The 24,738-nt window shown below is 70.0% G+C and carries 19 protein-coding genes; 16 read left to right on the forward strand and 3 right to left on the reverse strand.

What is annotated here, in order from left to right:
• The first annotated feature begins 132 nt into the window (after positions 1 to 132).
• The 16 genes from araB to OG470_RS16975 all read left to right on the forward strand — a co-directional run bounded on the left by araB (position 133) and on the right by OG470_RS16975 (position 19,809).
• A complete protein-coding gene (gene araB / locus OG470_RS16900) occupies positions 133 to 1,815 on the forward strand; it encodes a ribulokinase (RefSeq protein WP_328425377.1) in 1,683 nt (560 codons plus the stop codon).
• The gene (locus tag OG470_RS16905) at positions 1,812 to 2,504 is read left to right on the forward strand and encodes an L-ribulose-5-phosphate 4-epimerase (protein WP_328425379.1); all 693 of its coding nucleotides are present in this window, start codon (positions 1,812 to 1,814) and stop codon (positions 2,502 to 2,504) included. Before araB ends, OG470_RS16905 begins: the two co-directional genes overlap by 4 nt.
• Before the next feature lie 130 nt (positions 2,505 to 2,634).
• Entirely contained in the window at positions 2,635 to 3,633 is a 999-nt protein-coding gene (locus OG470_RS16910) for an ABC transporter substrate-binding protein (RefSeq protein WP_328425381.1), read from the forward strand.
• Positions 3,634 to 3,720: 87 nt separating this feature from the next.
• The gene (locus OG470_RS16915) at positions 3,721 to 5,262 is read left to right on the forward strand and encodes a sugar ABC transporter ATP-binding protein (RefSeq protein ID WP_328425383.1); all 1,542 of its coding nucleotides are present in this window, start codon (positions 3,721 to 3,723) and stop codon (positions 5,260 to 5,262) included.
• The gene (locus tag OG470_RS16920) at positions 5,259 to 6,329 is read left to right on the forward strand and encodes an ABC transporter permease (protein ID WP_328425385.1); all 1,071 of its coding nucleotides are present in this window, start codon (positions 5,259 to 5,261) and stop codon (positions 6,327 to 6,329) included. Before OG470_RS16915 ends, OG470_RS16920 begins: the two co-directional genes overlap by 4 nt.
• Positions 6,326 to 7,315 (forward strand): galactofuranose ABC transporter, permease protein YjfF, encoded by a 990-nt coding sequence (yjfF, locus tag OG470_RS16925; protein ID WP_328425387.1) that lies wholly within the window; start codon positions 6,326 to 6,328, stop codon positions 7,313 to 7,315. The genes OG470_RS16920 and yjfF overlap by 4 nt, the downstream gene beginning before the upstream one ends.
• A 26-nt stretch (positions 7,316 to 7,341) precedes the next feature.
• Entirely contained in the window at positions 7,342 to 8,844 is a 1,503-nt protein-coding gene (gene araA / locus OG470_RS16930; protein ID WP_328425389.1) for an L-arabinose isomerase, read from the forward strand.
• 363 nt (positions 8,845 to 9,207) lie between these two features.
• Positions 9,208 to 10,197 carry a LacI family DNA-binding transcriptional regulator gene (locus OG470_RS16935; protein WP_328425391.1) on the forward strand — a complete coding sequence of 330 codons (990 nt, stop codon included), beginning with the start codon at positions 9,208 to 9,210 and terminating at the stop codon, positions 10,195 to 10,197.
• Positions 10,198 to 10,410: 213 nt separating this feature from the next.
• Entirely contained in the window at positions 10,411 to 11,553 is a 1,143-nt protein-coding gene (gene chvE / locus OG470_RS16940; RefSeq protein WP_328425392.1) for a multiple monosaccharide ABC transporter substrate-binding protein, read from the forward strand.
• Between the two features lie 79 nt (positions 11,554 to 11,632).
• Complete coding sequence (mmsA, locus tag OG470_RS16945; protein WP_328425394.1) at positions 11,633 to 13,171, forward strand: multiple monosaccharide ABC transporter ATP-binding protein; 1,539 nt, start codon at positions 11,633 to 11,635, stop codon at positions 13,169 to 13,171.
• Positions 13,168 to 14,418 (forward strand): multiple monosaccharide ABC transporter permease, encoded by a 1,251-nt coding sequence (gene mmsB / locus OG470_RS16950; RefSeq protein WP_328425396.1) that lies wholly within the window; start codon positions 13,168 to 13,170, stop codon positions 14,416 to 14,418. The genes mmsA and mmsB overlap by 4 nt, the downstream gene beginning before the upstream one ends.
• Before the next feature lie 346 nt (positions 14,419 to 14,764).
• Positions 14,765 to 15,526: a DeoR/GlpR family DNA-binding transcription regulator gene (locus tag OG470_RS16955; protein WP_328425398.1), complete on the forward strand. Its 762-nt coding sequence runs from the start codon at positions 14,765 to 14,767 to the stop codon at positions 15,524 to 15,526.
• 54 nt (positions 15,527 to 15,580) lie between these two features.
• Positions 15,581 to 16,942, forward strand: coding sequence for an ABC transporter substrate-binding protein (locus OG470_RS16960; RefSeq protein WP_328425400.1), 1,362 nt, complete (start codon positions 15,581 to 15,583; stop codon positions 16,940 to 16,942).
• Between the two features lie 61 nt (positions 16,943 to 17,003).
• The gene (locus OG470_RS16965) at positions 17,004 to 17,972 is read left to right on the forward strand and encodes a carbohydrate ABC transporter permease (RefSeq protein ID WP_328425402.1); all 969 of its coding nucleotides are present in this window, start codon (positions 17,004 to 17,006) and stop codon (positions 17,970 to 17,972) included.
• Complete coding sequence (locus OG470_RS16970; RefSeq protein WP_328425404.1) at positions 17,969 to 18,823, forward strand: carbohydrate ABC transporter permease; 855 nt, start codon at positions 17,969 to 17,971, stop codon at positions 18,821 to 18,823. Before OG470_RS16965 ends, OG470_RS16970 begins: the two co-directional genes overlap by 4 nt.
• The gene (locus OG470_RS16975; protein ID WP_328425406.1) at positions 18,820 to 19,809 is read left to right on the forward strand and encodes a zinc-dependent alcohol dehydrogenase family protein; all 990 of its coding nucleotides are present in this window, start codon (positions 18,820 to 18,822) and stop codon (positions 19,807 to 19,809) included. Before OG470_RS16970 ends, OG470_RS16975 begins: the two co-directional genes overlap by 4 nt.
• A 108-nt stretch (positions 19,810 to 19,917) precedes the next feature.
• Here the strand turns inward: OG470_RS16975 and OG470_RS16980 are convergent, their stop codons facing one another.
• From OG470_RS16980 to OG470_RS16990, 3 genes are all read right to left on the reverse strand, one after another.
• Positions 19,918 to 20,826, reverse strand: a complete 909-nt coding sequence (locus OG470_RS16980; protein ID WP_328425408.1) for an ABC transporter ATP-binding protein — start codon at positions 20,824 to 20,826, stop codon at positions 19,918 to 19,920.
• Complete coding sequence (locus OG470_RS16985) at positions 20,823 to 23,855, reverse strand: FtsX-like permease family protein (RefSeq protein ID WP_328425410.1); 3,033 nt, start codon at positions 23,853 to 23,855, stop codon at positions 20,823 to 20,825. The genes OG470_RS16980 and OG470_RS16985 overlap by 4 nt, the downstream gene beginning before the upstream one ends.
• A 66-nt stretch (positions 23,856 to 23,921) precedes the next feature.
• A complete protein-coding gene (locus OG470_RS16990; RefSeq protein WP_328425412.1) occupies positions 23,922 to 24,587 on the reverse strand; it encodes an ABC transporter ATP-binding protein in 666 nt (221 codons plus the stop codon).
• Positions 24,588 to 24,738 lie beyond the last annotated feature (151 nt).

The raw sequence follows: 24,738 nt of genomic DNA on the forward strand, positions 1-24,738 counted from the left end.
CCGTCGGTTCATGCTCGGGTCTGCCGGGAGCACCATGGGCACCCGCGGACGTTGCGAAGCTGTTGCGGGCAGATGTCTTGACGGCTTTGGATGTGAGCGTTAACACTGGGTCCGTCAACGGTGGAGGTGGACATGACCCGTGTGGACGGAGCAGGCGAAAGCTACGTCGTCGGCGTCGACTTCGGCACCCTGTCCGGGCGAGCCCTGGTGGTCCGTGTCGGTGACGGCGCAGAGTTGGGGACCGCGGTGCACGAGTACCGCGACGGAGTCATCAGCGCGGCGCTTCCCGGAGGCCGGCCACTGCCGCCGGACTGGGCCCTGCAGAATCCGGACGACTACCGCGACGTGCTGCGGTACGCCGTACCGGCGGCCGTGTCCGCCGCCGGGGTCGACCCCGCCGCGATCGTCGGCATCGGCATCGACTTCACCGCCTGCACCGTGCTGCCGACGTTCGCCGACGGCACTCCGTTGTGCGAGGTGCCGGAGCTGCGCGACCGCCCGCACTCCTGGGTCAAGCTGTGGAAGCACCACGCCGCCCAGCCGCACGCCGACCGGATCAACGCCCTGGCGCACGATCGTGCCGAGCCGTGGATCGGCCGGTACGGCGGCAAGATCTCCGCCGAGTGGCAGTTCGCCAAGGGCCTGCAGATCCTGGAAGAGGACCCCGAGGTCTACCACCGGGCCGAGCGTTTCATCGAGGCCGCGGACTGGATCGTCTGGCAGCTCAGCGGCACCGAGACCCGGAACGTCTGTACGGCCGGTTACAAGGGGATCCGGCAGGATGGCCGGTACCCGTCGGCGGGTTTCCTGACCGCGCTCAACCCCGACTTCGCCGACTTCGTGGCCAAGTTGGACGGCCCACTGCTGCCCCTCGGCGCCCGGGCCGGCTCGCTCACCGCCCGTGCCGCGGCCTGGACCGGCCTGCCGGAGGGGATCGCGGTGGCCGCCGGCAACGTCGACGCGCACGTCACGGCGGCCTCCGCGCAGGCCGTGGAGCCCGGTCGGCTCGTGGCGATCATGGGCACCTCGACCTGCCACGTGGTCAACGGCGCACACCTCGCCGAGGTGGCCGGGATGTGCGGCGTCGTCGACGGTGGCATCAGCCCCGGCGCATGGGGTTACGAGGCCGGGCAGAGCGGAGTCGGCGACATCTTCGGCTGGTTCGTCGAGCACGCCGCCCCGACCGGGTTCGACTCGCACGAACGCCTCACGGAGTTGGCCGCCGGCCAGCCGGTCGGCGCGCACGGCCTGGTCGCGCTGGACTGGTGGAACGGCAACCGCTCGCTGCTGGTCAACCACGACCTGAGCGGGATGATCGTCGGGATGACCCTGGCCACCCGGCCGCAGGACATCTACCGGGCGCTGTTGGAGTCCACGGCGTACGGCACGCGGATGATCATCGAGGCGTTCGTCGAGGCCGGCGTGGCGGTGGACGACCTGGTGATCGCCGGCGGTCTCACCTCCAACGAACTGCTGATGCAGATCTACGCCGACGTGACCAACCGGCCGCTGAGCATCATCGGCTCCGCGCAGGGGCCGGCGCTCGGGTCGGCGATCCATGCCGCCGTCGCCGCTGGCGAGTACCCCTCGATCCACGAGGCGTCGCGGGCGATGGGCCGGGTGCACGAGGCCGTCCACCGGCCGGATCCCGATCGGGCACGGGCGTACGACGCCCTCTACGCCGAGTACCGGGCGTTGCACGACCACTTCGGTCGCGGTGGCAACGACGTCATGCTCCGCCTGCGGACGATCCGCAACGCCGCCCTCGGGACCGGTGTGGCCACGCACGAGACAGCGCTGGAGGTGGTGGCGTGAACGCCGAGGTGAGCCGACAGATCGGCGAACTGCGCGAGACGGTCGCCCGGCTGCACGCCGAACTGACCCGGTACCGCCTGGTGGCCTGGACGGCCGGCAACATCTCCGCGCGGGTTCCCGGTCTGGACCTCATGGTCATCAAGCCCAGCGGCGTCGGCTACGACGAACTCTCGGCGGACACCATGGTGGTCTGCGACCTCGATGGCGTCCTCGTCGAGGGCGACCTCGCCCCGTCCAGCGACACCGCCGCCCACGCCTACGTCTACCGGGCGATGCCGGAGGTCGGCGGGGTCGTCCACACGCACAGCAGCTACGCCACCGCCTGGGCGGCCCGGGGGGAGGCGATCCCCTGCCACCTGACCGCCCAGGCCGACGAGTTCGGCGGGGAGATCCCGGTCGGCCCGTTCGCCCTGATCGGTGGTGACGACATCGGCAAGGGCATCGTCGCCACGCTCGCCGGGCATCGCTCACCCGCGGTGCTCATGCGCAACCACGGCGTCTTCACCGTCGGTCGTGACGCCCGCGCGGCGGTCAAGGCCGCGGTCATGTGCGAGGACGTCGCCCGCACCGCGCACCTGGCTCGCGCACTCGGGCAGCCGGTGCCGATCGCGCAGGCCGACATCGACGCGCTCTACCACCGCTACCAGAACGTCTACGGCCAACAACCGCTCTCACCGGCGGGTTCCTGACCGACCACCGGCCACGCCCGGATCCGCCGGCCGGCACCACCGAGGTACCAGTACGCACCACCCGCGTACGCCGCTCTCCGCACGTCGGCGGTTGGCGCGGTCACCCACCACCCCGAGCCAAGGAGATCCGATGCGAAAGATGCGAACGCCCTCCGCTCCGTGGCGCGCCGCGGCGGTCCTCGCCAGCGTGCTGCTCGTCGGCAGCGTGGCCGCCTGCGGCAACAGCGACACCGGCGGGGCAGCCGACGACGGAAAGATCACCCTGGGCTTCTCCCAGGTCGGTGCGGAGAGCGGCTGGCGTACCGCGAACACCACCTCCATCAAGGACTCCGCCGCCGCGGCCGGCATCGAGCTGAAGTTCGACGACGCTCAGCAGAAGCAGGAAAACCAGATCAAGGCGATCCGCAACTACATCCAGCAGAAGGTCGACGTGATCGCCTTCTCGCCGGTGGTGGAGTCGGGCTGGGACACCGTGCTCAAGGAGGCCAAGGACGCCGGCATCCCGGTGATCCTGACCGACCGCTCGGTCGACTCGGCCGACAAGTCCCTCTACAAGACCTTCATCGGCTCGGACTTCGTCAAGGAGGGCCGGCTCGCCGGGGAGTGGCTGGTCGAGCAGAAGAAGACCGCGTCCGGGCCGGTGAACATCGTCGAGTTGCAGGGCACCACCGGCGCGGCGCCGGCCAATGACCGCAAGAAGGGCTTCGCCGAGGCGATCGCCGCCAACCCGAACCTGAAGGTCGTCGCCTCCCAGTCGGGCGACTTCACCCGGGCCGGCGGCAAGCAGGTCATGGAGCAGTTCCTCAAGGCCAACCCGAAGATCGACGTGCTGTTCGCGCACAACGACGACATGGGCCTGGGCGCGCTGGAGGCGATCACCGCCGCCGGCAAGGTGCCCGGCAAGGACATCACCATCATCACGGTCGACGCCGTCAAGGACGGCATGCAGGCCCTCGCCGACGGCAAGTTCAACTTCATCGCGGAGTGCAGCCCACTGCTCGGCCCGCAGTTGATGGACCTGACGAAGAAGGTCCACGCGGGCGAGGAGGTGCCGGCTCGGATCGAGACCGAGGAGACCACCTTCACCTCTGAGCAGGCCAAGGAGGCACTGCCCAACCGCAAGTACTGATCGACGCCGGGGTCGCCGCGCTCGCGTGGCGGCCCCGCCTCGTCGCCAGGGCACGTCCACGTCGACAACCAGAAGAGGTCTGATGGGATGACGGATAGTCGTCCGGTCCTGACGATGACCGGGATCAGCAAGTCCTTCCCCGGGGTGCGCGCACTCCACGACGTCGACTTCCGGCTTCTCCCCGGCGAGGTGCACGCCCTGATGGGCGAGAACGGCGCCGGCAAGTCGACCCTCATCAAGGTGCTGACCGGCGTCTACGACACCGACGAGGGCGTGATCACCCTCGACGGCGAACCGGTGTCCTTCACCGGGCCGATGCAGGCCACGGCCGCCGGGGTGAGCACCGTCTACCAGGAGGTCAACCTCTGCACCAACCTCTCGGTGGCGGAGAACATCTTCATCGGGCGCGAACCTCGCCGGCTCGGCGCGGTCCGCTGGGGCGAGGTCCGCCGTCGAGCCCGTGGCCTCCTGACCCGCCTCGACCTCGACCTGGACGTCAGCGCACCGCTCGGGACGTACTCCCTCGCCATTCAGCAGATGGTCGCCATCGCCCGCGCGATCGACATCCAGGCCCGGGTGCTGATCCTGGACGAGCCGACCTCCAGCCTCGACGCCGGTGAGGTCGCGCAACTGTTCCGCATCATGCGCCAGCTCCGCGACGAGGGCATCGCGATCCTCTTCGTGACCCACTTCCTCGACCAGGTCTACGAGATCGCCGATCGCATCACCGTGCTGCGCAACGGCGGGCTCGTCGGCGAGTACCCGATCGCCGAGCTACCCCAGCTCACGCTGGTCGAGAAGATGATCGGCAAGGAACTCGACGTGCTCGAAAGCATCGAGGAGCACTCCCGGCGGGACGTGACGGCCCTGGAAGAGGGCACCCCGCTCCTTGCGGTGTCAGGCCTCGGCCGCTCCGGAGCGGTCGAGCCGTTCAGCCTCACCATCCACGCCGGGGAAGTGGTCGGCCTGGCTGGCCTGCTGGGCTCCGGGCGTACCGAGGTGGCCCGGCTGTTGTTCGGCGCCGACCGGGCCGACGGCGGACAGGTCACGGTGGACGGCACCACGAGCAGCCTCCGCACCCCCGCCCAGGCCATCGGCCACGGCGTCGGCTTCTGCTCGGAGAACCGCCGCGCGGAGGGCATCGTCGCCGACCTGTCGGTGCGCGAGAACCTGATCCTCGCCATGCAGGCCGCCCGCGGCTGGCTGCGGCCCGTCCCGCGCCGCCGCCAGGACGAGCTGGTCGAAAAGTACATCAAGGCCCTCAGCATCCGGCCGTCCGACCCGGAGGTGCCGGTGCGCAATCTCTCCGGCGGCAACCAGCAGAAGGTGCTCCTGGCCCGGTGGCTGATCACCGAGCCGCGGCTGCTGATCCTCGACGAACCCACCCGGGGCATCGACATCGGCGCGAAGACCGAGATCCAGAAGCTCGTGACGCAGTTGTCCGACGGCGGGATGGCCGTGCTGTTCATCTCCGCCGAGCTGGAGGAGGTGCTGCGCCTCAGCCACAAGGTGGCCGTGATGCGTGACCGGCAACTGGTCGCGCAGCTCGCCAACGACGACAGCCTCGACGCCGACCGCATCATGCAGACCATCGCCAGCGGGTCCCACCGGGAGGAGGTAGACCGATGAACGACACCATGGGCCGCTACCGGGCGCTGACCGCTCACCGGCTGTTCTGGCCCGCCGCCGTGCTGGTCGTCATGCTGGCCGCGAACACGATCTACCGGCCCGGGTTCCTGTCCATCGAGGTCACCGACGGGCACCTGTACGGCACGCCGATCGACATCCTGCGGCTGAGCGCGCCGCTGATCCTCGTGGCGCTGGGCATGACCGTGGTCATCTCGACCGGCGGCATCGACCTGTCGGTCGGCTCGCTGTGCGCGATCAGTGGCGCGATCGCCTGCATGTACATCAGCCAACAGCCCGACCAGAACAGCCTTCCCGTGGTGCTGACCGCGCTCGCGATGGCGCTCGGGGTCTCGCTCGTGCTCGGCGCCTGGAACGGGGTGCTGGTCGCGGTGATCGGTATCCAGCCGATCATCGCCACGCTGATCCTGATGGTGGCCGGCCGAGGGCTCGCGCAGCTGATCACCGAGGGCCAGATCATCACCATCAACTCCGGCCCGTACCGGGCGATCGGGCTGGGCCACGTGCTGACCCTGCCACTGGCCATCCTCATCGCGCTGGCGGCGGCCCTGCTCGTCGGCGCGTTCACGCGCCGCACCGCGCTCGGCATGATCATCGAGTCGGTGGGCGGTAACGCCGAGGCCAGCCGGCTGGCCGGCATCCGCTCCGGCCGGGTCATCTTTCTCGCGTACGTGCTCAGCGCCGGCTGCGCCGCGATCGCCGGTTTCATGATGACGGCCAACGTCTCCAGCGCCGACGGCAACGCCGCCGGCCTCTGGGTGGAGCTCGACGCCATTCTCGCGGTCGTCATCGGCGGCACGTCCCTCGCGGGCGGCCGGTTCTTCCTCAGCGGCACGATCCTGGGCGCGCTGATCATCCAGACCCTGACCACCACGGTGTACGCCATGAACATCTCGCCGCAGACCGCGCTGTTGTTCAAAGCGGTCGTCGTCATCGCCGTCTGCCTCATCCAGGCCCCGGCCTTCCGGGCCCGCTTTACCCGCCGAAGGAGCGGCGCCCCGCCGCGCGGCGCCGTTGCCGACAAGCCGAAGGAGCAGGTGCCGGCATGACCACTGGATCGCTCACCGCCCGTCGGCCCCGGATCCGGCTGCCGCGGCGGCAGGTACCCGTTCTGGCCACGCTCGCCCTGCTCCTGGTGATGTACGGCATCGGCGTGTCCCAGTACCAGGCGTTCTCCAACGTGCAGGTCATCTTCAACGTCTTCATCGACAACGGCTTCCTGCTCGTCGTCGCGGTGGGGATGACCTTCGTGATCCTCACCGGCGGCATCGACCTGTCGGTCGGGTCCGTCGTCGCCATGACGGCCATGGTGTCGGCCTCGCTGCTCCAGCAGGGCCTACCGGCGGCGCTCGTGCTCGTCATCGCGCTGCTGATCGGGCCGACGCTCGGCCTGCTGATGGGCTGCGCCATCCACTTCTTCGACATCCAGCCGTTCATCGTCACGCTCGCCGGGATGTTCTTCGCCCGGGGCATGTGCACGTTCATCTCCGGGTCGTCCATCCCGATCACCGACGGGTTCTGGACCAGGATGTCGCAGGAGCGGGTCGGCGATCCCCGGGGCAACTTCGTCTCGATCAGCGTGCTCATCGCCTTCGCCGTGGTCGCCGTCGCCGCTTACACGCTGGCCTACACCCGGCTGGGGCGCAACGTGTACGCCATCGGCGGTAACCCGCAGTCGGCGCTGCTGATGGGCCTGCCGGTGGGGCGTACCCGGATCGCCGTCTACACGATCAGTGGTCTCTGCTCCGCCATCGGCGGGATCCTGCTGTCGTTCTACACCCTCTCCGGTGCGCCCCTGATCGCCGTCGGCATGGAGTTGGACGTCATCGCCGCGGTCGTGATCGGCGGCACCGTGCTCACCGGTGGCTCGGGATACGTCCTCGGCACCGTGCTCGGCGTGCTGGTCCTGGGCGTGATCCAGACGCTCATCACCTTCGACGGGAGCCTCAACTCCTGGTGGACCAAGATCGTGATCGGGGGTCTGCTCTTCGCGTTCATCCTCCTTCAGCGCCTCATCGGAATCCGTTACAAGTGACCGCCCCTCTCGCGGAAGGCAACCCCATGGCACCACGCACCGAACCCGAGATCTGGTTCCTCACCGGCAGCCAGGGCATGTACGGCGAGGAGACGCTCCGGCAGGTGGCCGAGCAGTCCCGTCTGATCGCGGCCGTGCTCGACGACTCGCCGCAGATTCCCGCCCGGGTGGTCTGGAAGCCGGTCCTGACCAACAGCGGTGACATTCTGCGGGTCTGCCGCGATGCCGCCGCCCAGGGCGCGATCGGGGTCATCGCGTGGATGCACACCTTCTCCCCGGCGAAGATGTGGATCGCCGGCCTGGACGCGCTGCAGACGCCGCTGCTGCATCTGCACACCCAGGCCAACGTCCTGCTGCCGTGGGACGAGATCGACATGGACTTCATGAACCTGAACCAGGCCGCCCACGGCGACCGGGAGTTCGGGTACATCCAGACCCGCCTCGGTGTGGCCCGCAAGACCGTCGCGGGCCATGTCAGCGACCCGCGGGTGACGAGCCGCGTCGGGGCCTGGGCCCGGGCGGCAGTCGGCTGGTCGGCGATGCGGTCGTTGCGCCTGGCCCGCTTCGGCGACAACATGCGCGACGTCGCGGTGACCGAGGGCGACAAGGTCGAGGCGGAGCTGCGCTTCGGGGTCTCGGTCAACACCTACGGCGTCAACGACCTGGTCCAGGTGGTCGACGAGGTCGCCGACACCCAGGTGGACGACCTGGTCAAGGAGTACGACGACAGCTACCGCATCGTCCCCGAGCTGCGTCCCGGCGGTGAGCGGCACGACTCGCTGCGGTACGCCGCCCGCCTGGAGATTGGCATGCGCGCCTTCCTCGACGAGGGCGGGTTCCGGGCGTTCACCACCAACTTCGAGGATCTCGGCGGCCTGCGTCAGTTGCCCGGCATCGCCGTGCAGCGGCTGATGGCGGACGGCTACGGCTTCGGCGGCGAGGGCGACTGGAAGACCTCCGTCCTGGTCCACACCCTCAAGGCAATGTCGGTCGGCCTGGGCGGCGGCACGTCGTTCATGGAGGACTACACCTACGACCTCACCCCGGGCGAGGAGTTGGTGCTCGGTGCCCACATGCTCGAGGTCTGCCCGACGATCGCGGCGGGCGTGCCCGACGTGGAGATCCACGCGCTGAACATCGGCGGACGGGAGGATCCGGTCCGGCTCGTGTTCGACGCCGCACCCGGTCCGGCGGTGGTGCTCGGGCTGGCCGACATGGGGGATCGCTTCCGGCTGGTGGCCAACGAGATCGACGTGGTGTCTCCGCCGCAGCCGTTGCGGCGGCTGCCGGTGGCCCGGGCCGTCTGGCGTCCACGACCGCACCTGCCCGGGTCGGCCGAGGCGTGGATCACCGCCGGCGCGCCGCACCACACGGTGCTGTCGCAGGCGGTGGGCGTGGAGGAGTTGCACGACCTGGCCGAGATGAGCCGGACCGAACTCGTGGTCATCGACGCCGACACCGAGCCCCGCCGTTTCGCCAACGAGATCCGCTGGAACCAGGCGTACTACCGGCTGGCCCGCGGCTTCTGACCTCGCGGCCCGCGCAGCCATGACGGATGGCCCGTCCCTGCCTTCGCCGGGCGGGTAGGGATCGGGCCACCCCGCGCCGGCGACGGAATGCCCTCCCGGCGGAAGGAGTCCGAGCTGCCATGCCGTACCACGAGAACGTCGCCGCCCGAGTCCCGCATGCTCCGCCGTCCCGGCTCGGCCGCGCCGGGTCGACGAGGGCTGTTGGCGTAGGCTGTCGGCAATCAGCGCTGGTCACCAGGGATTCAGCACCGGTTCGGTGGGTGAGCCGGAGGATCGGGGCCCGGGCCGCCCCGGTCGACGTCGGCGGGCCGCAGCTTCGACGTCGTGGGCGGGGGGAGTGACATGGCCGTGCACGGTCCGGCGATGACGGACGTCGCTCGTCTGGCCGGTGTCTCCCACCAGACAGTGTCGCGGGTGCTCAACGGGCACCCCAACGTGCGTGAGCAGACCCGGCTGCGGGTGCGGGCGGCGATCGCCGAGCTCGGTTACCGGCCCAACGGCGCGGCGCGTGCGTTGGTGACCGGCCGGTCGCAGGTCATCGGCGTGGTCGCGCAGAACACGACGTTGTACGGTCCGGCGTCGTTGCTGGCCGCGTTGGAGCAGACCGCCGCGGAAGAGGGTTTCGCGGTCAGTGTGGGCAGTGTGCGGGACCTGGACCACCGTTCCATCTCGGCTGCGGTGGAGCGGCACCTGTCGCACCGGGTCGCTGGCATCGTCGTCATCGCACCGGTCGAGTCGGCCGGTGAGGCTCTGGAACGTCTGCCCAAGGACGTCCCGTTGGTCACCGTCGACGGTGATCCGCGCAGGCCGGTGCCGTTGGTGACGGTCGACCAGGCGGCTGGTGCCCGGGCGGCGACCCAGCACCTGCTCGATGCCGGGCACCGCACGGTCTGGCACGTGTCGGGGCCGTCCGACTGGTTCGACAGCGTCGGTCGGATCGAGGGCTGGCGGGAGGCATTGGCGGCAGCAGGGGCGGAGCTCCCACCGCTGATGCCGGGGGACTGGTCCGCGGCCTCGGGATACCGGTGCGGGCAGATGTTGGCGCGGATGCCGGAGGTCACCGCGATCTTCACCGCCAACGACCATCTCGCGCTGGGCGTGCTGCGGGCGTTGCACGAGTTCGGTCGGCGTGTGCCGGACGAGATCAGCGTGGTCGGCTTCGACGACGTGCCGGAGGCGGCGTACTTCATCCCGCCGCTGACCACCGTCCGGCCGGACTTCGACGCGGTGGCTCGGGCGAGTCTTCAGCTGTTGCTGACCCAGATCGAGACGGGCACCGGAGGGGCGCTGCGGCAGACCATCGCCCCGACCCTGGTCGCCCGCGACAGCGTCGCCGCGCCGCCCCGCCGCTGACGGCTCCCGCTCCTGCCGCCCAGCCCCGCCGGGCGGCTCCGGTCCGGAGTGGAGGGAGCGCGAGCGGCCTCGCTCGCCGGGTGGCTTCCGTTACGAGACTGTGGCGCCGGGATTTCCGAGAAGGTGTTGACGTGTGCTGTGTGAGCGCTAACACTACCCGAAAGGTGACAGCTTGCCCCGGCGGTCGGCGGGGAGTCCGGAGAGGAGAAACCCGTGCGCAGGAAATTCCTGGCTGCTCTCGGCGGCGCGGTGTTGGCGCTGAGCCTGGCGGCGTGCAGTGGCGAGGGTGCTGGCAGCGGCGGTGACACCAGCGAAGAGAAGCCCGGCGACCTGACCATCGGTGTCTCGATGCCGACCCAGACCTCGGAGCGGTGGATCGCCGACGGCAAAGCGGTGAAGGAGAAGCTGGAGGCGAAGGGCTACAAGGTCGACCTCCAGTACGCGGGCGACGACATCCCGACCCAGTCGCAGCAGGTCGACCAGATGATCACCCAGGGCGCGGACGTCCTGGTCATCGCGGCGATCGATGGCACGGCGCTCAGCGGCCAGTTGCAGGCCGCCGCCGACGCGAAGATCCCGGTCATCGCCTACGACCGGTTGATCCGCGGCAGCAAGAACGTCGACTTCTACGTCAGCTTCGACAACTACAAGGTCGGCGTCGCCCAGGGCACCGGTCTGCTGGTCGGTCTCGGTCTGCTGAACAAGGACGGCTCGAAGGGCACGGCGAAGGGACCGTTCAACATCGAACTCTTCGCCGGGTCGCTGGATGACAACAACACCCAGTACTTCTTCGGCGGTGCCATGGACACGCTGAAGCCGTTCATCGACGCCGGCACCCTGAAGGTGAAGTCGCGCCAGACCACCGCCGAGCAGGTGGCGACCCTGCGGTGGCAGCAGGAGACCGCGCAGAAGCGGATGGAGGACCTGCTCACCTCCAGCTACAACGACGGCTCGCGGGTCGACGGCGTCCTGTCGCCGTACGACGGCATCTCCCGGGGCATCATCACCGCCCTGCAGAACGCCGGCTACGGCAAGGCGGGTAAGAAGCTCCCGGCGGTGACCGGCCAGGACGCCGAGATCGCCTCGATCAAGCTGATCAACGACGGCGTGCAGACCTGCACCGTCTTCAAGGACACCCGTCTGCTGGCCGAGCAGGCCGTGAACGCTTCCGAGGCGTTCCTGCAGGACAAGCAGCCGCAGGCCAACGACACGCAGACGTACAACAACGGCGTGAAGGTCGTGCCGTCGTACCTGCTGCCGATCGCGACCGTCTACAAGGACGACATCAAGACCGCGCTCATCGACTCGGGCTACTGGACGGCCGAAGAGGTCGCCGCCGGTCAGGCCAAGAACTGACCGTCCGCCGGGCTCGGCGGCCACCGCCGAGCCCGGCGCCACGGAGTACCGCGTCCGTACCTGACAGAGGACAGTGAGCATGGACGACACCATCCTCGAGATGCGCCGCATCACGAAGACCTTCCCCGGGGTGACCGCGCTGGAGGACGTCACCCTCGCGGTGCGCCGGGGCGAGATCCACGCCATCTGTGGTGAGAACGGCGCCGGCAAGTCGACCCTGATGAAGGTGCTGTCCGGCGTCCACCCGTCCGGCTCGTACGACGGCGAGATCCTGTTCGACGGCAAGCCGATGCAGTTTCGCGGCATCCGGGACAGCGAGGCCAACGGCATCGTCATCATCCATCAGGAGCTCGCCCTGGTGCCGTACCTGTCGATCGCCGAGAACCTCTTCCTCGGCAACGAACGTCGCGGCCGCAGCGGGCTCATCGACTGGAACCGGGCCAACGCCGAGGCGGCCGAGCTGCTGGCGTCCGTCGGGTTGCACGAGAACCCCGTCACCCCGGTCATCCAGCTCGGCGTGGGCAAGCAGCAGCTGGTGGAGATCGCCAAGGCGTTGTCGAAGAAGGTGCGCCTGCTCATCCTGGACGAGCCGACCGCCGCCCTCAACGACGTCGACTCGGCTCACCTGCTCGACCTGTTGCGACAGCTCAAGGACCAGGGGATCACCTGCATCATGATCTCCCACAAGCTCAACGAGATCACCGCGATCGCCGACTCGACCACGGTCATCCGGGACGGGCGCGCGGTGGAGACCCTCGACATGCGAGCCGACGACGTGACCCAGCAACGGATCATCCGGGGCATGGTCGGGCGCGACCTGGACAGCTTCTACCCCGACCGGGAGTCGTCACCCGGCGAGGAGGTGCTCCGGATCGAGGACTGGACGGTGCGGCACCCGACCCAGGACCGGATGGTCGTCGAGGGCGTCGGCCTGTCCGTACGGGCCGGTGAGGTCGTCGGCGTCGCGGGGCTGATGGGGGCCGGGCGGACCGAGCTGGCGATGAGCGTGTTCGGCCGGTCCTACGGCCGCGACATCAAAGGCCGGCTGTTCGTGCACGGGCGGGAGATCAGCGCCCGTACCGTCGCGGAGGCGATCGACAACGGCATCGCCTACGTCACCGAGGACCGCAAGCGGTTCGGCCTGAATCTCATCGACGACGTCCGGCGCAACGTCTCCGCCGCCGCCCTCGACCGGCTGGCCCGGCTGGGCTGGGTGAACGGCAACGAGGAGATCAAGGTCGCCGAGGCGAGCCGGCGGGAGATGAACATCAAGACGCCCAGCGTCATGGCCGTCGTCGGCAAGCTCTCCGGCGGCAACCAGCAGAAGGTCGTGCTGTCGAAGTGGCTCTTCACCGACCCGGACGTGCTGATCCTGGACGAACCGACACGCGGGATCGACGTCGGAGCCAAGTTCGAGATCTACACGATCATCAATCGGCTGGTGGCCGACGGCAAGGCGGTGATCATCATCTCCTCCGAGCTGCCGGAGCTGCTCGGGATGTGTGACCGCATCTACACCCTCGCCGCGGGCCGGATCACCGGTGAGAAGCCGGTGGGCGAGGCGACCCAGGAGAGCCTCATGGAGCTGATGACCAAGGACAAGGAGTTCGTGGGATGACCAGCATCAAGACCCCATCGACGGAGCGCCCGACGCCCCCGGACGGCGCGCCGGCCGCCGCCCTGCACACCGGGACGAGCGACCTGCGGGCACTGGTGCTGAACAACCTGCGGCAGAGCGGGATCTACGTCGCCCTGGTCGTCATCGTCGCGCTCTTCGCGATCCTGACCGACGGGGTGTCGCTGAGCCCCGGGAACATCACCAACATCGTCCTGCAGTACTCGTACATCCTGGTGCTCGCGATCGGGATGGTCATCCTGATCATCGGCGGGCACATCGACCTGTCGGTGGGGTCGGTGGTCGCGCTGACCGGAGCGGTCTCCGCCGTCCTGGTGATCCAGCAGGGCTACCCGTGGTGGGTCGGCATCCTGGCCGCACTGGCCGTCGGCGTCGCGGTCGGCGCCTGGCATGGCTTCTGGGTCGCGTACGCCGGCATCCCGGCCTTCATCGTGACCCTGGCCGGGATGCTGCTGTTCCGTGGCCTCACCCTGCGGGTGCTCGACAACATCTCGCTGTCGCCGTTCCCGGCCGAGTACCAGCGCGTCGCGGCGGGATTCCTCAACGGACTGCTCGGCGGGCAGGGCTACGACGCCTTCACGCTGCTGATCGGCGCCGTAGCCGTGGCCGGGTACGCGGTGAGCGGCTTCCGCACCCGCGTCGCGCGCATCCGCTACCAGCAGCCCGTCGAGTCGTTCCCGCTGTTCGTCGCCCGGGTCGCCGTCGTCGGCGCGGTCATCATGTACTTCGCCTGGCAGTTGGCGCACGCCCGTGGGCTCCCGATCGTGCTGATCGTCCTGGCGGTCCTCGTCCTGGTCTACGGCCTGCTCACCCGGCGTACCGTCTTCGGTCGCCAGGTCTACGCGATCGGTGGCAACCTCTCGGCGGCGGCGCTCTCCGGAGTGAGGGTCCGCACCGTCAACTTCTGGATGTTCGTCAACATGGGCTTCCTCGCGGCGGTCGCTGGCGTCATCTACTCCTCGCGGTCCAATGGCGCTCAGCCCGCCGCCGGCAACATGTTCGAGCTGGACGCGATTGCCGCGGCGTTCATCGGTGGCGCGGCGGTCACCGGCGGGGTGGGCACGGTGGTGGGCGCGATGGTCGGTGGTCTGATCATGGCGGTGATGAGCAACGGCATGCAGCTGATGGGCGTCGACCAGTCGACGCAGTCGGTGGTGAAGGGGCTCGTCCTGCTCGTCGCCGTGGCCTTCGACGTCTACAACAAGCGACGCGCCGGCGCGGCCCGCTGACGCCGGGACGGCGCGTGCCGTCGCGCCTCTGGGGCTGAACCCGTCCGTGCGCCCTCCTGTCGAGCTGCCCCACATCTGGGGCAGCTCGACAGCGTTTCAGGGAGGTCCTCCGGCCCGGTGGGTGAGGGCCGTTATCCAAGATCGGTCACCAGGCGGGCAGGTAAGCGGGCCGATTCGGTCACCGGGTCGGGCCGTCGAATCGCCGGATGTCAGGTCGTAACGCCGAGGCGCGCGTCCGACCCGGGCACAACCCGGGCACCGGAGCGACCCCTGTGAGTCTCGCCACATCGATGCGCCGGTGTTAGACAGGACCCAGACAAAGCGGTGCCAGCGGAGGAGGTGCGGAATGCAGGCTCAGGAGCGGCGGCATCGGATCCTGGAGCTGGTCCGCGCCGAGGGCCAGGTGCTGGTCGCCAAGCTCGCCGTCGAGCTGGTCGCGGCTCCCGAGACCATTCGTCGGGACCTGCGGGTTCTCGAGGAACACGGGCTCGTGCGGCGTACTCACGGGGGTGCCTACCCGGTGGAGAGCGCGGGCTTCGAGAGCAGCCTGGCGGTGCGGACGACCCGGCGGGTGCATGACAAGCGCCGGATCGCCGCGGCTGCCGTCGGTCTGCTCCAGGACGCGGAGACGGTGTTCATCGACGAGGGCTTCACCCCTCAGTTGATCGCCGAGGCGCTGCCCCGGGACCGGCGGCTGACCGTGATCACCGCGTCGCTGATCACGGCCGCCGGCCTGGCCACCGCCCCGGCGGTGACCGTCCTGCTGCTCGGCGGCAGGGTCCGCGGCCGGACACTGGCCACGGTGGACCACTGGGCCGGTGACATGCTGGCCGGCTTCGTCATCGACCTGGCCTTCGTCGGCGCCAACGGGATCAGCCGCGAGCACGGGCTGACCACACCCGATCCCGCCGTGGCCCACGTCAAGTCACGTGCCATGCGGGCGGCCCGGCGCAGCATCTTCGTCGGCCTGCACACCAAGTTCGGCGCGAGCAGCTTCTGCCGCTTCGCGGAGATCGCCGATCTGGAGGCCATCGTCACCGACGCCCACCTCGGTGCCGCCGAGGCGCACCGGTACTCCGTTCTGGGGCCGCAGGTCATCCGGGTCTGACCCCGACCGAAAAACCACACCGCCATCACCCGACCGCCATCTGGGAGGTTCGTTGTGCCTCATCGTGCCCGAACAATCGCCGTCGCCGTCCTGGCGGCCGCCTCCACCGTCCTGGCAACCGCCGGCTGTAGCGGCGCCGGTGGCGGAGGTGACGCCGGCGGCGCAAAGACGATCAACGTCCTCATGGTCAACAACCCGCAGATGATGGACATCCAGAAGCTGACCGCGGACAACTTCACCAAGCGGACCGGCATCACGGTCAACTACACGGTGCTGCCGGAGAACGACGTCCGCGACAAGATCAGTCAGGAGTTCTCCAGCCAGGCCGGCCAGTACGACGTCGCCACCATCAGCAACTTCGAGGTGCCGTTCTACGCGAAGAACGGTTGGCTGACCCCGCTGGACGACCACGTCGCCAAGGACAGCGCGTTCAACCAGGCCGATATCCTGCCGCCGATGACCGCGTCGCTGACCGCGGCCGACGGCAAGCTGTACGCGGAGCCGTTCTACGGCGAGTCCTCCTTCCTCATGTATCGCAAGGACGTGTTCGCCGCCAAGGGCCTGACGATGCCCGAGAAGCCGACCTGGCAGCAGGTCGCCGACCTGGCCGCGAAGGCCGACGGAGCACAGCCCGGCATGAAGGGCATCTGCCTGCGTGGCCAGCCGGGTTGGGGCCAGCTCTTCGCGCCGCTGACAACGGTGGTGAACACCTTCGGCGGGACCTGGTTCACGAAGGACTGGCAGGCTCAGGTCAACTCCCCGGAGTTCACCCAGGCCACCAAGTTCTACGTGGACCTCGTGCGTAAGCACGGTGAGGCTGGCGCGCCGCAGGCCGGCTTCACCGAGTGCCTGAACAACTTCATCCAGGGCAAGGTCGCCATGTGGTACGACGCCACCTCCGCCGCCGGGTCCATCGAGGCCAGCTCCTCGCCGGTCGCCGGCAAGGCCGGGTACGCCCTGGCTCCGGTGAACCGGACGGCCAGCTCCGGCTGGCTCTACACCTGGGCCTGGGGCATCCAGAAGGCCAGCAAGAACGCGGACAACGCGTGGAAGTTCATCTCCTGGGCGTCCAGCTCCGAGTACGAGCAGTTGGTCGGCAGCCAGCTTGGCTGGGCCAAGGTGCCGGACGGCAAGCGGGCCTCGTTGTACGCCAACCCGCAGTACCAGCAGGCGGCGGCCGCCTTCTACAAGGTGACCGAGCAGGCCATCACCACCGCCGACCCGAGCAACCCGGGAGTGCAGCCGCGGCCGGCACCCGGCATCCAGTTCGTCGGCATCCCGGAGTTCACCGACCTCGGCACCCAGGTCTCCCAGGGCGTCAGCTCGGCGATCGCCGGCCGGACCTCCGTCGAACAGGCGCTCGCCGACGGGCAACGGCTCGCCGAGCAGGTCGCCGAGAAGTACCGCGGCAAGTAACCGTCGGGTGGTGCCGGTCCCGCCGTGCGGGACCGGCGCCACCGTAGAGGAGGAGGCAGCGATGAGCGCTGTTGACCTACGGGCCACGACCGCGACCGGGACCGCAACGGCCCGCGGCTCGTCCGACGGGCGGCGGCAGTGGCGGCGGCAGCAGTGGATCCGCCGGGCACCACTGTTGCCGGCCCTGATCTTCACGATCGTGGTGACCCAGTTGCCGTTCGTGGCGACGCTGGTCATCTCGTTCCTGAACTGGAACTCGCTCTATCCCGACGAGCGGCGGTTCACCGGTCTGGACAACTACGCGGCGGTCGCCTCAGACCGGGTGCTGCGCAATTCGGTGGTGACCACCGTCCTGCTCACCGTCCTGGTAGTGATCATCAGCCTGCTGATCGGGTTGGGGCTGGCGCTGCTGCTCGATCGTTCCTTCCCGGGGCGCGGCATCGTGCGGACCCTGATGATCGCCCCGTTCCTGGTGGTACCGGTCGCCGCTGCACTGCTGTGGAAACACGCCCTTTACAACCCCGAGTACGGCCTGTTCAACGGGATGATCGCCGTCGTCGCGAACTGGTTCGGGGTGACCGCCCCGCAACCGGACTGGATCTCGAACTTCCCGCTGCCGGCGGTGGTCGCCTCGCTGGTCTGGCAGTGGACGCCGTTCATGATGCTGATCCTGCTGGCCGGCCTGCAGAGCTGTCCGCTGGACGCCCTCGAGGCGGCCCGGGTCGACGGCGCCGGGGCCTGGCAGGTGTTCCGCTACGTGACCCTGCCCCACCTGCGCCGCTACCTCGAACTGGGTGCGCTGCTCGGCTCGATCTACATCGTGCAGAACTTCGACGCCGTCTTCACCATCACCTCGGGCGGTCTCGGTACCGCCAACCTGCCGTACACCATCTACACCACCTTCTACCAGGCACACGACTACGGCCGCGCCTCGGCGGCCGGCGTGATCGTGGTGATCGGCTCGATGATCATCGCCACCTTCGCGCTGCGGGTGGTGCTGTCCATGTTCCGGGAGGAGACGAAGCGATGACTGCCCCTGCTGTCGCCAGGGCGAGGCCGCGCAGCCGCAGCGGCCCGCTGCTCGGCCTGCTCGCCTGGCTGCTCGGCCTGCTGTTCTTCGCGCCGGTCGGCTGGATGGTGCTGACCTCGTTGCACAGCGAGTCGGACGCCGCCCGCAACCCGCCGGCCTTCACCGCGCCGCTGACCCTCGACGGATACCGCGAGTTCTTCGGCGCCTCCAGCGGCGCGAGCCCGTGGCCGCCGATGCTCAACTCGGTCACCGCCAGCGTCGTGTCGACCCTCATCGTGCTCGCGCTGGCCATCCCGGCGGCGTACGCGCTCGCCGTGAAACCGGTCCGCAAGTGGACGGACGTGCTGTTCTTCTTCCTGTCCACCAAGATGCTGCCGGTGGTCGCCGCGCTGCTGCCGATCTACCTGATCGCCCAGACCGTCGGTCTGCTGGACAACATCTGGTTGCTGGTCATCCTCTACACCTCGATGAACCTGCCGATCGCGGTCTGGATGATGCGGTCGTTCCTGGCGGAGGTGCCGGTCGAGATCCTGGAGGCCGCGGCGCTCGACGGCGCCCGGCTGCCGGCCATCCTGCGTCGGGTCATCCTGCCGGTCACCGCCCCCGGGATCGCCGCGACCGCCCTCATCTGCTTCATCTTCAGCTGGAACGAGATGCTGTTCGCCCGGGTGCTGACCGGCGTCGTGGCCGGCACCGCGCCGGTCTTCCTCACCAGCTTCGTCACCAGCCAGGGCCTCTTCCTCGCCCAGGTGTGTGCCGCCGCGACCGTCATCTCGCTGCCGGTGCTCGCGGCCGGGTTCGCCGCTCAGGACAAACTCGTGCAGGGACTGTCGTTGGGAGCCGTCAAGTGAGAGCCGCTGTGATCACCGCGCCGGGCAAGGTCGAGGTCACCACCGTCGAGGATCCCACCCCGGGTCGCCGCGAGGTTGTCGTGCGCGTCGCCGCCTGTGGCCTCTGCGGGACGGACCTGCACATCCTGCAGGGCGAGTTCGCGCCCACCCTGCCGGTCGTGCCCGGGCACGAGTTCGCCGGCGAGGTGGCGGCGGTCGGCGCCGACGTCACCGAACTGGCGGTGGGCGACCGGGTCGCGGTCGACCCCTCCCTCTACTGCCACGAATGCCACTACTGCCGGCTCGGGCGGAGCAACCTCTGTGAGCGGTGGGCCGCGATCGGGGTGACCGTCGCCGGCGGCGCCGCCGAGTACGCCGTGGCGCCGGTCGCCAACTGCGTCCGGCTGCCCGAGCACGTCCGCACCGAGGACGCGGCCCTGATCGAGCCGCTGTCCTGCGCGGTGCGTGGCTACGACGTGCTGCGCTCCCAACTCGGCTCGCACGTGCTCATCTACGGGTCCGGCACGATGGGGCTGATGATGCTCGAACTCGCCAAGCGCACCGGTGCGGCCAGCGTGGACGTGGTGGACATCAACCCGGAGCGCCTCACCACCGCCCGTTCCCTCGGCGTCTCCCGTACCGCCGCCGGCCCGGACGAGCTCGACCAGCCGCGCGGCTGGGACCTCGTGGTCGACGCCACCGGTAACGTCGCCGCCATCCAGGACGGCCTCACCCGGGTCGGCAAGGGCGGCACGTTCCTCCAGTTCGGTGTCGCCGACTACGCCGCCCGCGCGGTCATCGAGCCGTACCGGATCTACAACCAGGAGATCACCATCACCGGGTCGATGGCCGTTCTGCACAGTTTCGAACGGGCCGCGGACCTGTTCGCGCAGGGCGTGCTCGACCCGGATGTGTTCATCAGCGACCGCCTGAGCCTGGAGCGCTACCCCGAGGCGCTGGACCGTTTCGCCGCCGGCTCCGGCCGTAAGATCCAGGTTCGCCCGTAGGCCCCCGGAGTCCGACGGGCGTCGATCCCGCTGCGCCGCCAACAGCGCAGCGGGATCGACGGATCACTGTCGAGTGGCGGCAACTCCGCACGACCACCGGGCCCGGTGTCAATCGACGTGGCCGGGTTGATCGCTGCTCGTGGCCATCTCCTGCCGGCCGGCCGACGACGGGTTCGCTGTGGCGCGCAGGGTGATCGACTCCTCGGTGTGGTCGACCGTGAAGAGCGTTCCCGCCGGGAAGGCCGCCAACGTCTCCGGCGGCAACTGGATCGTGCCGTCCCCGGCCACCACGGCGAAGTCCCGGCCGTCCCGGCCCTCGGCGCCCACCCGACCGTCGCGGATGGTGACCGCTCGGCCCAGCCGGGCACCGACGTCACCGTCGTGGGTCACCACGACCACCGTCGTCCCCCGCTCGGAGTTGATGGTGGCCAGCGCCGCGAGCACCTCGTCCCGGCCGGCCCCGTCGAGCTGGCTGGTCGGCTCGTCGACGAGGAGCAGCCCAGGCCCGGCGGCGAGCCCCTGCGCCAGTGCGGCCCGCTGACGCTGCCCCGGGGTCAGATCGCCGACGCGCCGCGCGCCGGCATCGGCGAGACCCACGAGGTCCAGGATCGCCTCCGGCGGGTCCAACCGGCGCCCAGCGAGGCGGGCCGCGGGTCGCTGGGCCAACCAGATGTTGCGCGACAGCGACACGTACGGCAGCAGGTTGCGTTCGGCGCCCTGCAACACCGTGCCCACCGTGGTCCCGCGCAGGGCGGCCAGGGCGGTCGTGGAGAGCCGGGACAGGTCGTGCTCGCCCACGTACACCCGCCCGGCGCTGGGCTGCATGAGCCCGCCGAGGATCGCCACCAGAGTGGACTTGCCCGAGCCGGACGGGCCGACCAGCGCCAGCATCTCGCCGGCGGAGATCTGCAGGTCCACGCCGGAGAGCGCGACCACGTCACCGGTGCTCGTGGAGTAGATGTGGATCAGCCGGTGGCAGGTGACCGCTACGCCCCCTGCGGGCACCTCGGCGGTCATTGGCCGGTCCGGCGGCGAACCGAGGCGGCGACGATCCGGCCGAGCACCGCCGCGGTGACGGCGAAGAACGCCACCGTGGGCACCGTGAACAGCAGCAGCCGGCCGACGTCCGGCCAGTCGGGCAGCGGGACGGGCGATCGGCCGTCACTGAACAGGCGTTGCCCGTCCCGAGTGAGGAGCCAGATCGCCAGGGTGGCGAGGCCACCCGACACGGTGGCGATGACGACCGGCCAGCCGTAGCCGCCACGGACGGCGCGTGGGGCCAGCCCCTGCCGCCGGAGCGCCACCAGCATCGCGACCCGGTTGCGCTGTTCGGCCGCTGCCATCGCGATGAGGCCGGCTGCCCCGATCAGGACCCCGGCCAGCGCGGCGAACAGGTTGAAGCGCAACGCCAAGGCCGCACCCTGCCGGTCGAAATCCTGTCGTACGCCGGCGATCGTCCGGTCGTCCTTGATGACCAGACCCTCCGCGCGAAGCCGGTCGAGGATGTCGGCAGGAGCCGTCGGGGCCAGCCAGACCTCCTCGACGCCGGTCTGGCCGGCGACGGCGAGCCGGTCGGCGTACTCCAGGTCAACGATCAGGCCGGATCCCCCGAGCCGGGGCAGCCGGTCCGCCAGGCCCTCGACCGACGCCTGCGTCGGCGACCCGTCGACCCCCTCGTACTGATGAGGCCGGCCCAAGGGCGTCCCGTTCGACCGGGTCAGCCAACCGGGCAGCGGGAACGGCGAATCGACCACGCTGATGCCGGCCGGCCGCACTCGCCGGTTCTCCACCAAGCCAAGGACCAGCGCCGCGTCCGGCCCGCTCGTGGCGTCGAGAAAGGTGTCATCCGGGTCGGTCAGCCGCCACCGATTCAGGTCGGCGAACTCCGCACCGGTCAGCAGAACCGTCTCGCCGTCGCCGTCGCCGCTGCGCAACTCCTCGAACCGGACCTTCAGTTGCCGGGATACCACCGGAGCGACGATCTCGACATTGACCAGGCGGCATTCCTGCACGCACTCGGGCACCTGTATGACGTAATCGCGGCGGCCGGGCTCGATGTCATCGCGAGCGACGACCACTCGGCTGCCGTTCCTGTTGGAGACCGTGACCGCGAGGCGGACCCGATTCCCGGCAAAGGCCGCCGCGTCGAGGTCGGTGGAGATCACCACGGTGAGCAGACGCCCTCGCAGGTGTAGCGGTGCTCCGGGTGGGTCCGGGCGGACCGTTCGCGCGATGTCCGCCAGATCCGCGCCATAGGAGGCATGCGGTACGGCCACCGTCGCCAGCCGGTCGGAGTCGACGGCGAGTACCGGTGTGCCGGCCTCGGAGGCCGCGTTCGTCACGACCGCGGCCATCGCGGAGCGACCCGTGGGGTCGGCCGCCCGGACGGACGCCAACAGGTGCGACCGCGAGGATGCCTTGACCTCGACCACGCGGGGAGCCCCGACCTCGACGGTTGCCCGATCCGCGTAGGCGGCCGACGCGACCTCGCTCGTCGCGGCGGTGAAGGCGAGCATCGCGACAACGACCGTGAGCAGCGCCATCAGGGGCCGGAAGCGTGGTTGCCGCGCCACCTGCACGAGGGCGAGGCCGACGGTTGTCCGGCCTCGCGCCAGCAGCGCAGCGCCTACCGCCGCTCCGGCGATCATGGCGACCCGCGCCAGCAGGACGCCCGCGGCGAGCGCGCCCACAACCGGTGCCACCAGGGCCAGCCCGGTGGGCGATCCGCCGAGGCGCAACTGCACCACGGCGGCCACGGCGACGGCCACCGCGACGACGTCACCGACGCTTGCCCGCCACCCCCGCACCCGCGCCGGCACCCGGCGCAGCAGGTCGACGACCGGTGCGGACATGGTCCGCGCCTGAGCCAGCAGCACCGCGGCGAGCGCGCCAACGGCACCGACGGCGGCGTAGCCGACCGCGGTCGCGTCCAATGTGACGTCGGCCTGGGCGGGCAGGGTGTGCGTGGCGAGCAGTTTGGCAGCGGCCAGGCCGCCCAGGCAGCCCAGGGGGATCGCGACCAACACGGGTACGGCGTGCTCGCCGACCGCCAGGGCCCACCGTCGTCGGCGCTGCACCCCGCGCAGCAGGAGCAGGCCCTGTTCTGGTCGGCGCTCGTCGGCCGCCGAACTGATCGCCACGAACAGCACCAGCCAGCAGAGCAGGACGAGCAGCCCGGCACCCAGTGTCACGCCGGCGGCCAACTGCCCGCGCTGCAGGGTGACGCGATCAAGCAGGCTCGGCAGAGAGGTGCCGGCACCGAAGCCCTGCCGGCTCCCGTCGCGCGTCACCGTCGCGACGGTCGACCGCAGGTCCTGCACCGACCCCGTGACCACCAGTTGTCTGCTGACGAAGAGGTCGGCCGTCGATCGGTACAGGATGGCATTGTCGTCGGCCAGGGGCGAGGACTCCGCCGTGAAGATCGCGTCGAGGGCGCTGCCCACGGTCGACGTGGAGGCCGGGCCGGGTGCGGGTGGCCGTAGGTACTCCTCACCCAGCCAGAACGGGTCGGTCGCGTCGAGCGGCCGGTAGACGCCGGCCACCCGTACCGGAACGGCGCCGAAGGTGAACTGGCCGCCGGTGGCGACACCCAGATGTGCTGCGGTGTGCGTGCTGACCATCACCTCGGGGAGCTGGCCCCGCGAGGTGGACCGGGGGCACGCGCCGGCCACGGCGACCCGTTCGCAGACCCCCGCTCGGAAGATCAGGTTCGAGGTGACCGTCCCGGCCGGGCCGGTGGCGACGCCACCGCTCTGCGCACCGAGGACGACCTCGAACCCGGCCGGCGCGAGTCGCTCGACCTGAGCGCCGAACACGCTTCCGGCCGGGTCGCCCGGCATCCCCGGGTACTCCGTGGGGGCGACGAGCCGCAGCCGGAGCTCGTTCGGATCGGCTGTGGAGAGCTCGTACCGGGCGAGGGCCTGCCCGGCAGCGGCCACGTAGCTCACCGCGGCTGCGGCGGCGGCACTGGCGAGCACCGCGAGCAGGAGCACCGCCAGGGCTTGTGCCCGGCGGGCCGCAAGTGCTCCCCCGATGACGGCCAGCATTGAGGCTCACGCTATCGAGCGGACGGCCTGCACACCGCCCCGCGGACGCGCATCGATACCGAGCGGTTACCTACCGCGAACTTCTCCACCGCGCACGACCTGCGCCCGCCCCTCGGCGAGGTGGAGTTCCGCTTCGCAGGAGGCGGCCACCTCCGCGTCATGGGTGGCGAACACGACCGCCGCACCCCGCCGGGCCTCGTCGTGCAGCAGATCCAGCACCCGCTGTCGGTTGCCCGCGTCCAGCTCGCTGGTCACCTCGTCGGCCAGCAGCACGCCGCCGCGCAGCGCCAGGCCGCGGGCGATGGCCGTGCGCTGCTGCTGGCCGCCGGACAGCTCCTCGACCAACTGGTCGGCCTGCCCGGCGAGGCCCAGCTGGGCCAGCGTCGCGGCGGTCTGCCGGCGCGCCTCGGGCGGTGCCACGCCGCCGGCGACGAGGGCCACCTGCACGTTCTCGGCGGCGGTCAGGATCGGGGCCAGCCCGTTGTCCTGCGGGATGAGGACGATCCGGTGGTCCACCGCGTGGTCACGGTCGCGCAGTTGCTGCCCGTCGACGCTCACCGCGCCGTCGCGCGGCCGCAGCAGCCCCGCCATCGCGTTGAGCAGGGTGGTCTTGCCCGCGCCCGACGAGCCGGTCAACGCCAGCACCCGACCCGGGCGGACCGTCACCGAGACGTCCCGGAGGACGGCCGGCGCATCGCCGTACCCGAGAGACACCCCTTGGATGGTCAGCATGTGCAACCGCCCCCTCCGGTACCGGCGTCCGCAGAATGCCACGCCCGGTCGGGACCGCACAATCCTCATCGATCGTCGCGCCGCCATGTAGAAAACTTTCGATGTCGCGGTTGACTTCGATGGTTTGTGACACAACAATCACCGTCAATAT

Origin of the sequence: Micromonospora sp. NBC_00389, assembly GCF_036059255.1 — a bacterium.
GTDB lineage: Bacteria > Actinomycetota > Actinomycetes > Mycobacteriales > Micromonosporaceae > Micromonospora.

What these genes read in the sequence shown, in the direction of transcription:
- OG470_RS16920 (WP_328425385.1), top strand. Translation starts at nt 5,259, where the DNA reads ATGAACGACACCATGGGCCGCTACCGGGCGCTGACCGCTCACCGGCTG.
- mmsA (WP_328425394.1), top strand. Translation starts at nt 11,633, where the DNA reads ATGGACGACACCATCCTCGAGATGCGCCGCATCACGAAGACCTTCCCC.
- araB (WP_328425377.1), top strand. Translation starts at nt 133, where the DNA reads ATGACCCGTGTGGACGGAGCAGGCGAAAGCTACGTCGTCGGCGTCGAC.
- OG470_RS16980 (WP_328425408.1), bottom strand. Translation starts at nt 20,826, where the DNA reads ATGACCGCCGAGGTGCCCGCAGGGGGCGTAGCGGTCACCTGCCACCGG.
- OG470_RS16910 (WP_328425381.1), top strand. Translation starts at nt 2,635, where the DNA reads ATGCGAAAGATGCGAACGCCCTCCGCTCCGTGGCGCGCCGCGGCGGTC.
- mmsB (WP_328425396.1), top strand. Translation starts at nt 13,168, where the DNA reads ATGACCAGCATCAAGACCCCATCGACGGAGCGCCCGACGCCCCCGGAC.
- OG470_RS16970 (WP_328425404.1), top strand. Translation starts at nt 17,969, where the DNA reads ATGACTGCCCCTGCTGTCGCCAGGGCGAGGCCGCGCAGCCGCAGCGGC.
- OG470_RS16935 (WP_328425391.1), top strand. Translation starts at nt 9,208, where the DNA reads ATGACGGACGTCGCTCGTCTGGCCGGTGTCTCCCACCAGACAGTGTCG.
- OG470_RS16990 (WP_328425412.1), bottom strand. Translation starts at nt 24,587, where the DNA reads ATGCTGACCATCCAAGGGGTGTCTCTCGGGTACGGCGATGCGCCGGCC.
- OG470_RS16985 (WP_328425410.1), bottom strand. Translation starts at nt 23,855, where the DNA reads ATGCTGGCCGTCATCGGGGGAGCACTTGCGGCCCGCCGGGCACAAGCC.
- OG470_RS16965 (WP_328425402.1), top strand. Translation starts at nt 17,004, where the DNA reads ATGAGCGCTGTTGACCTACGGGCCACGACCGCGACCGGGACCGCAACG.
- araA (WP_328425389.1), top strand. Translation starts at nt 7,342, where the DNA reads ATGGCACCACGCACCGAACCCGAGATCTGGTTCCTCACCGGCAGCCAG.
- OG470_RS16955 (WP_328425398.1), top strand. Translation starts at nt 14,765, where the DNA reads ATGCAGGCTCAGGAGCGGCGGCATCGGATCCTGGAGCTGGTCCGCGCC.
- yjfF (WP_328425387.1), top strand. Translation starts at nt 6,326, where the DNA reads ATGACCACTGGATCGCTCACCGCCCGTCGGCCCCGGATCCGGCTGCCG.
- OG470_RS16915 (WP_328425383.1), top strand. Translation starts at nt 3,721, where the DNA reads ATGACGGATAGTCGTCCGGTCCTGACGATGACCGGGATCAGCAAGTCC.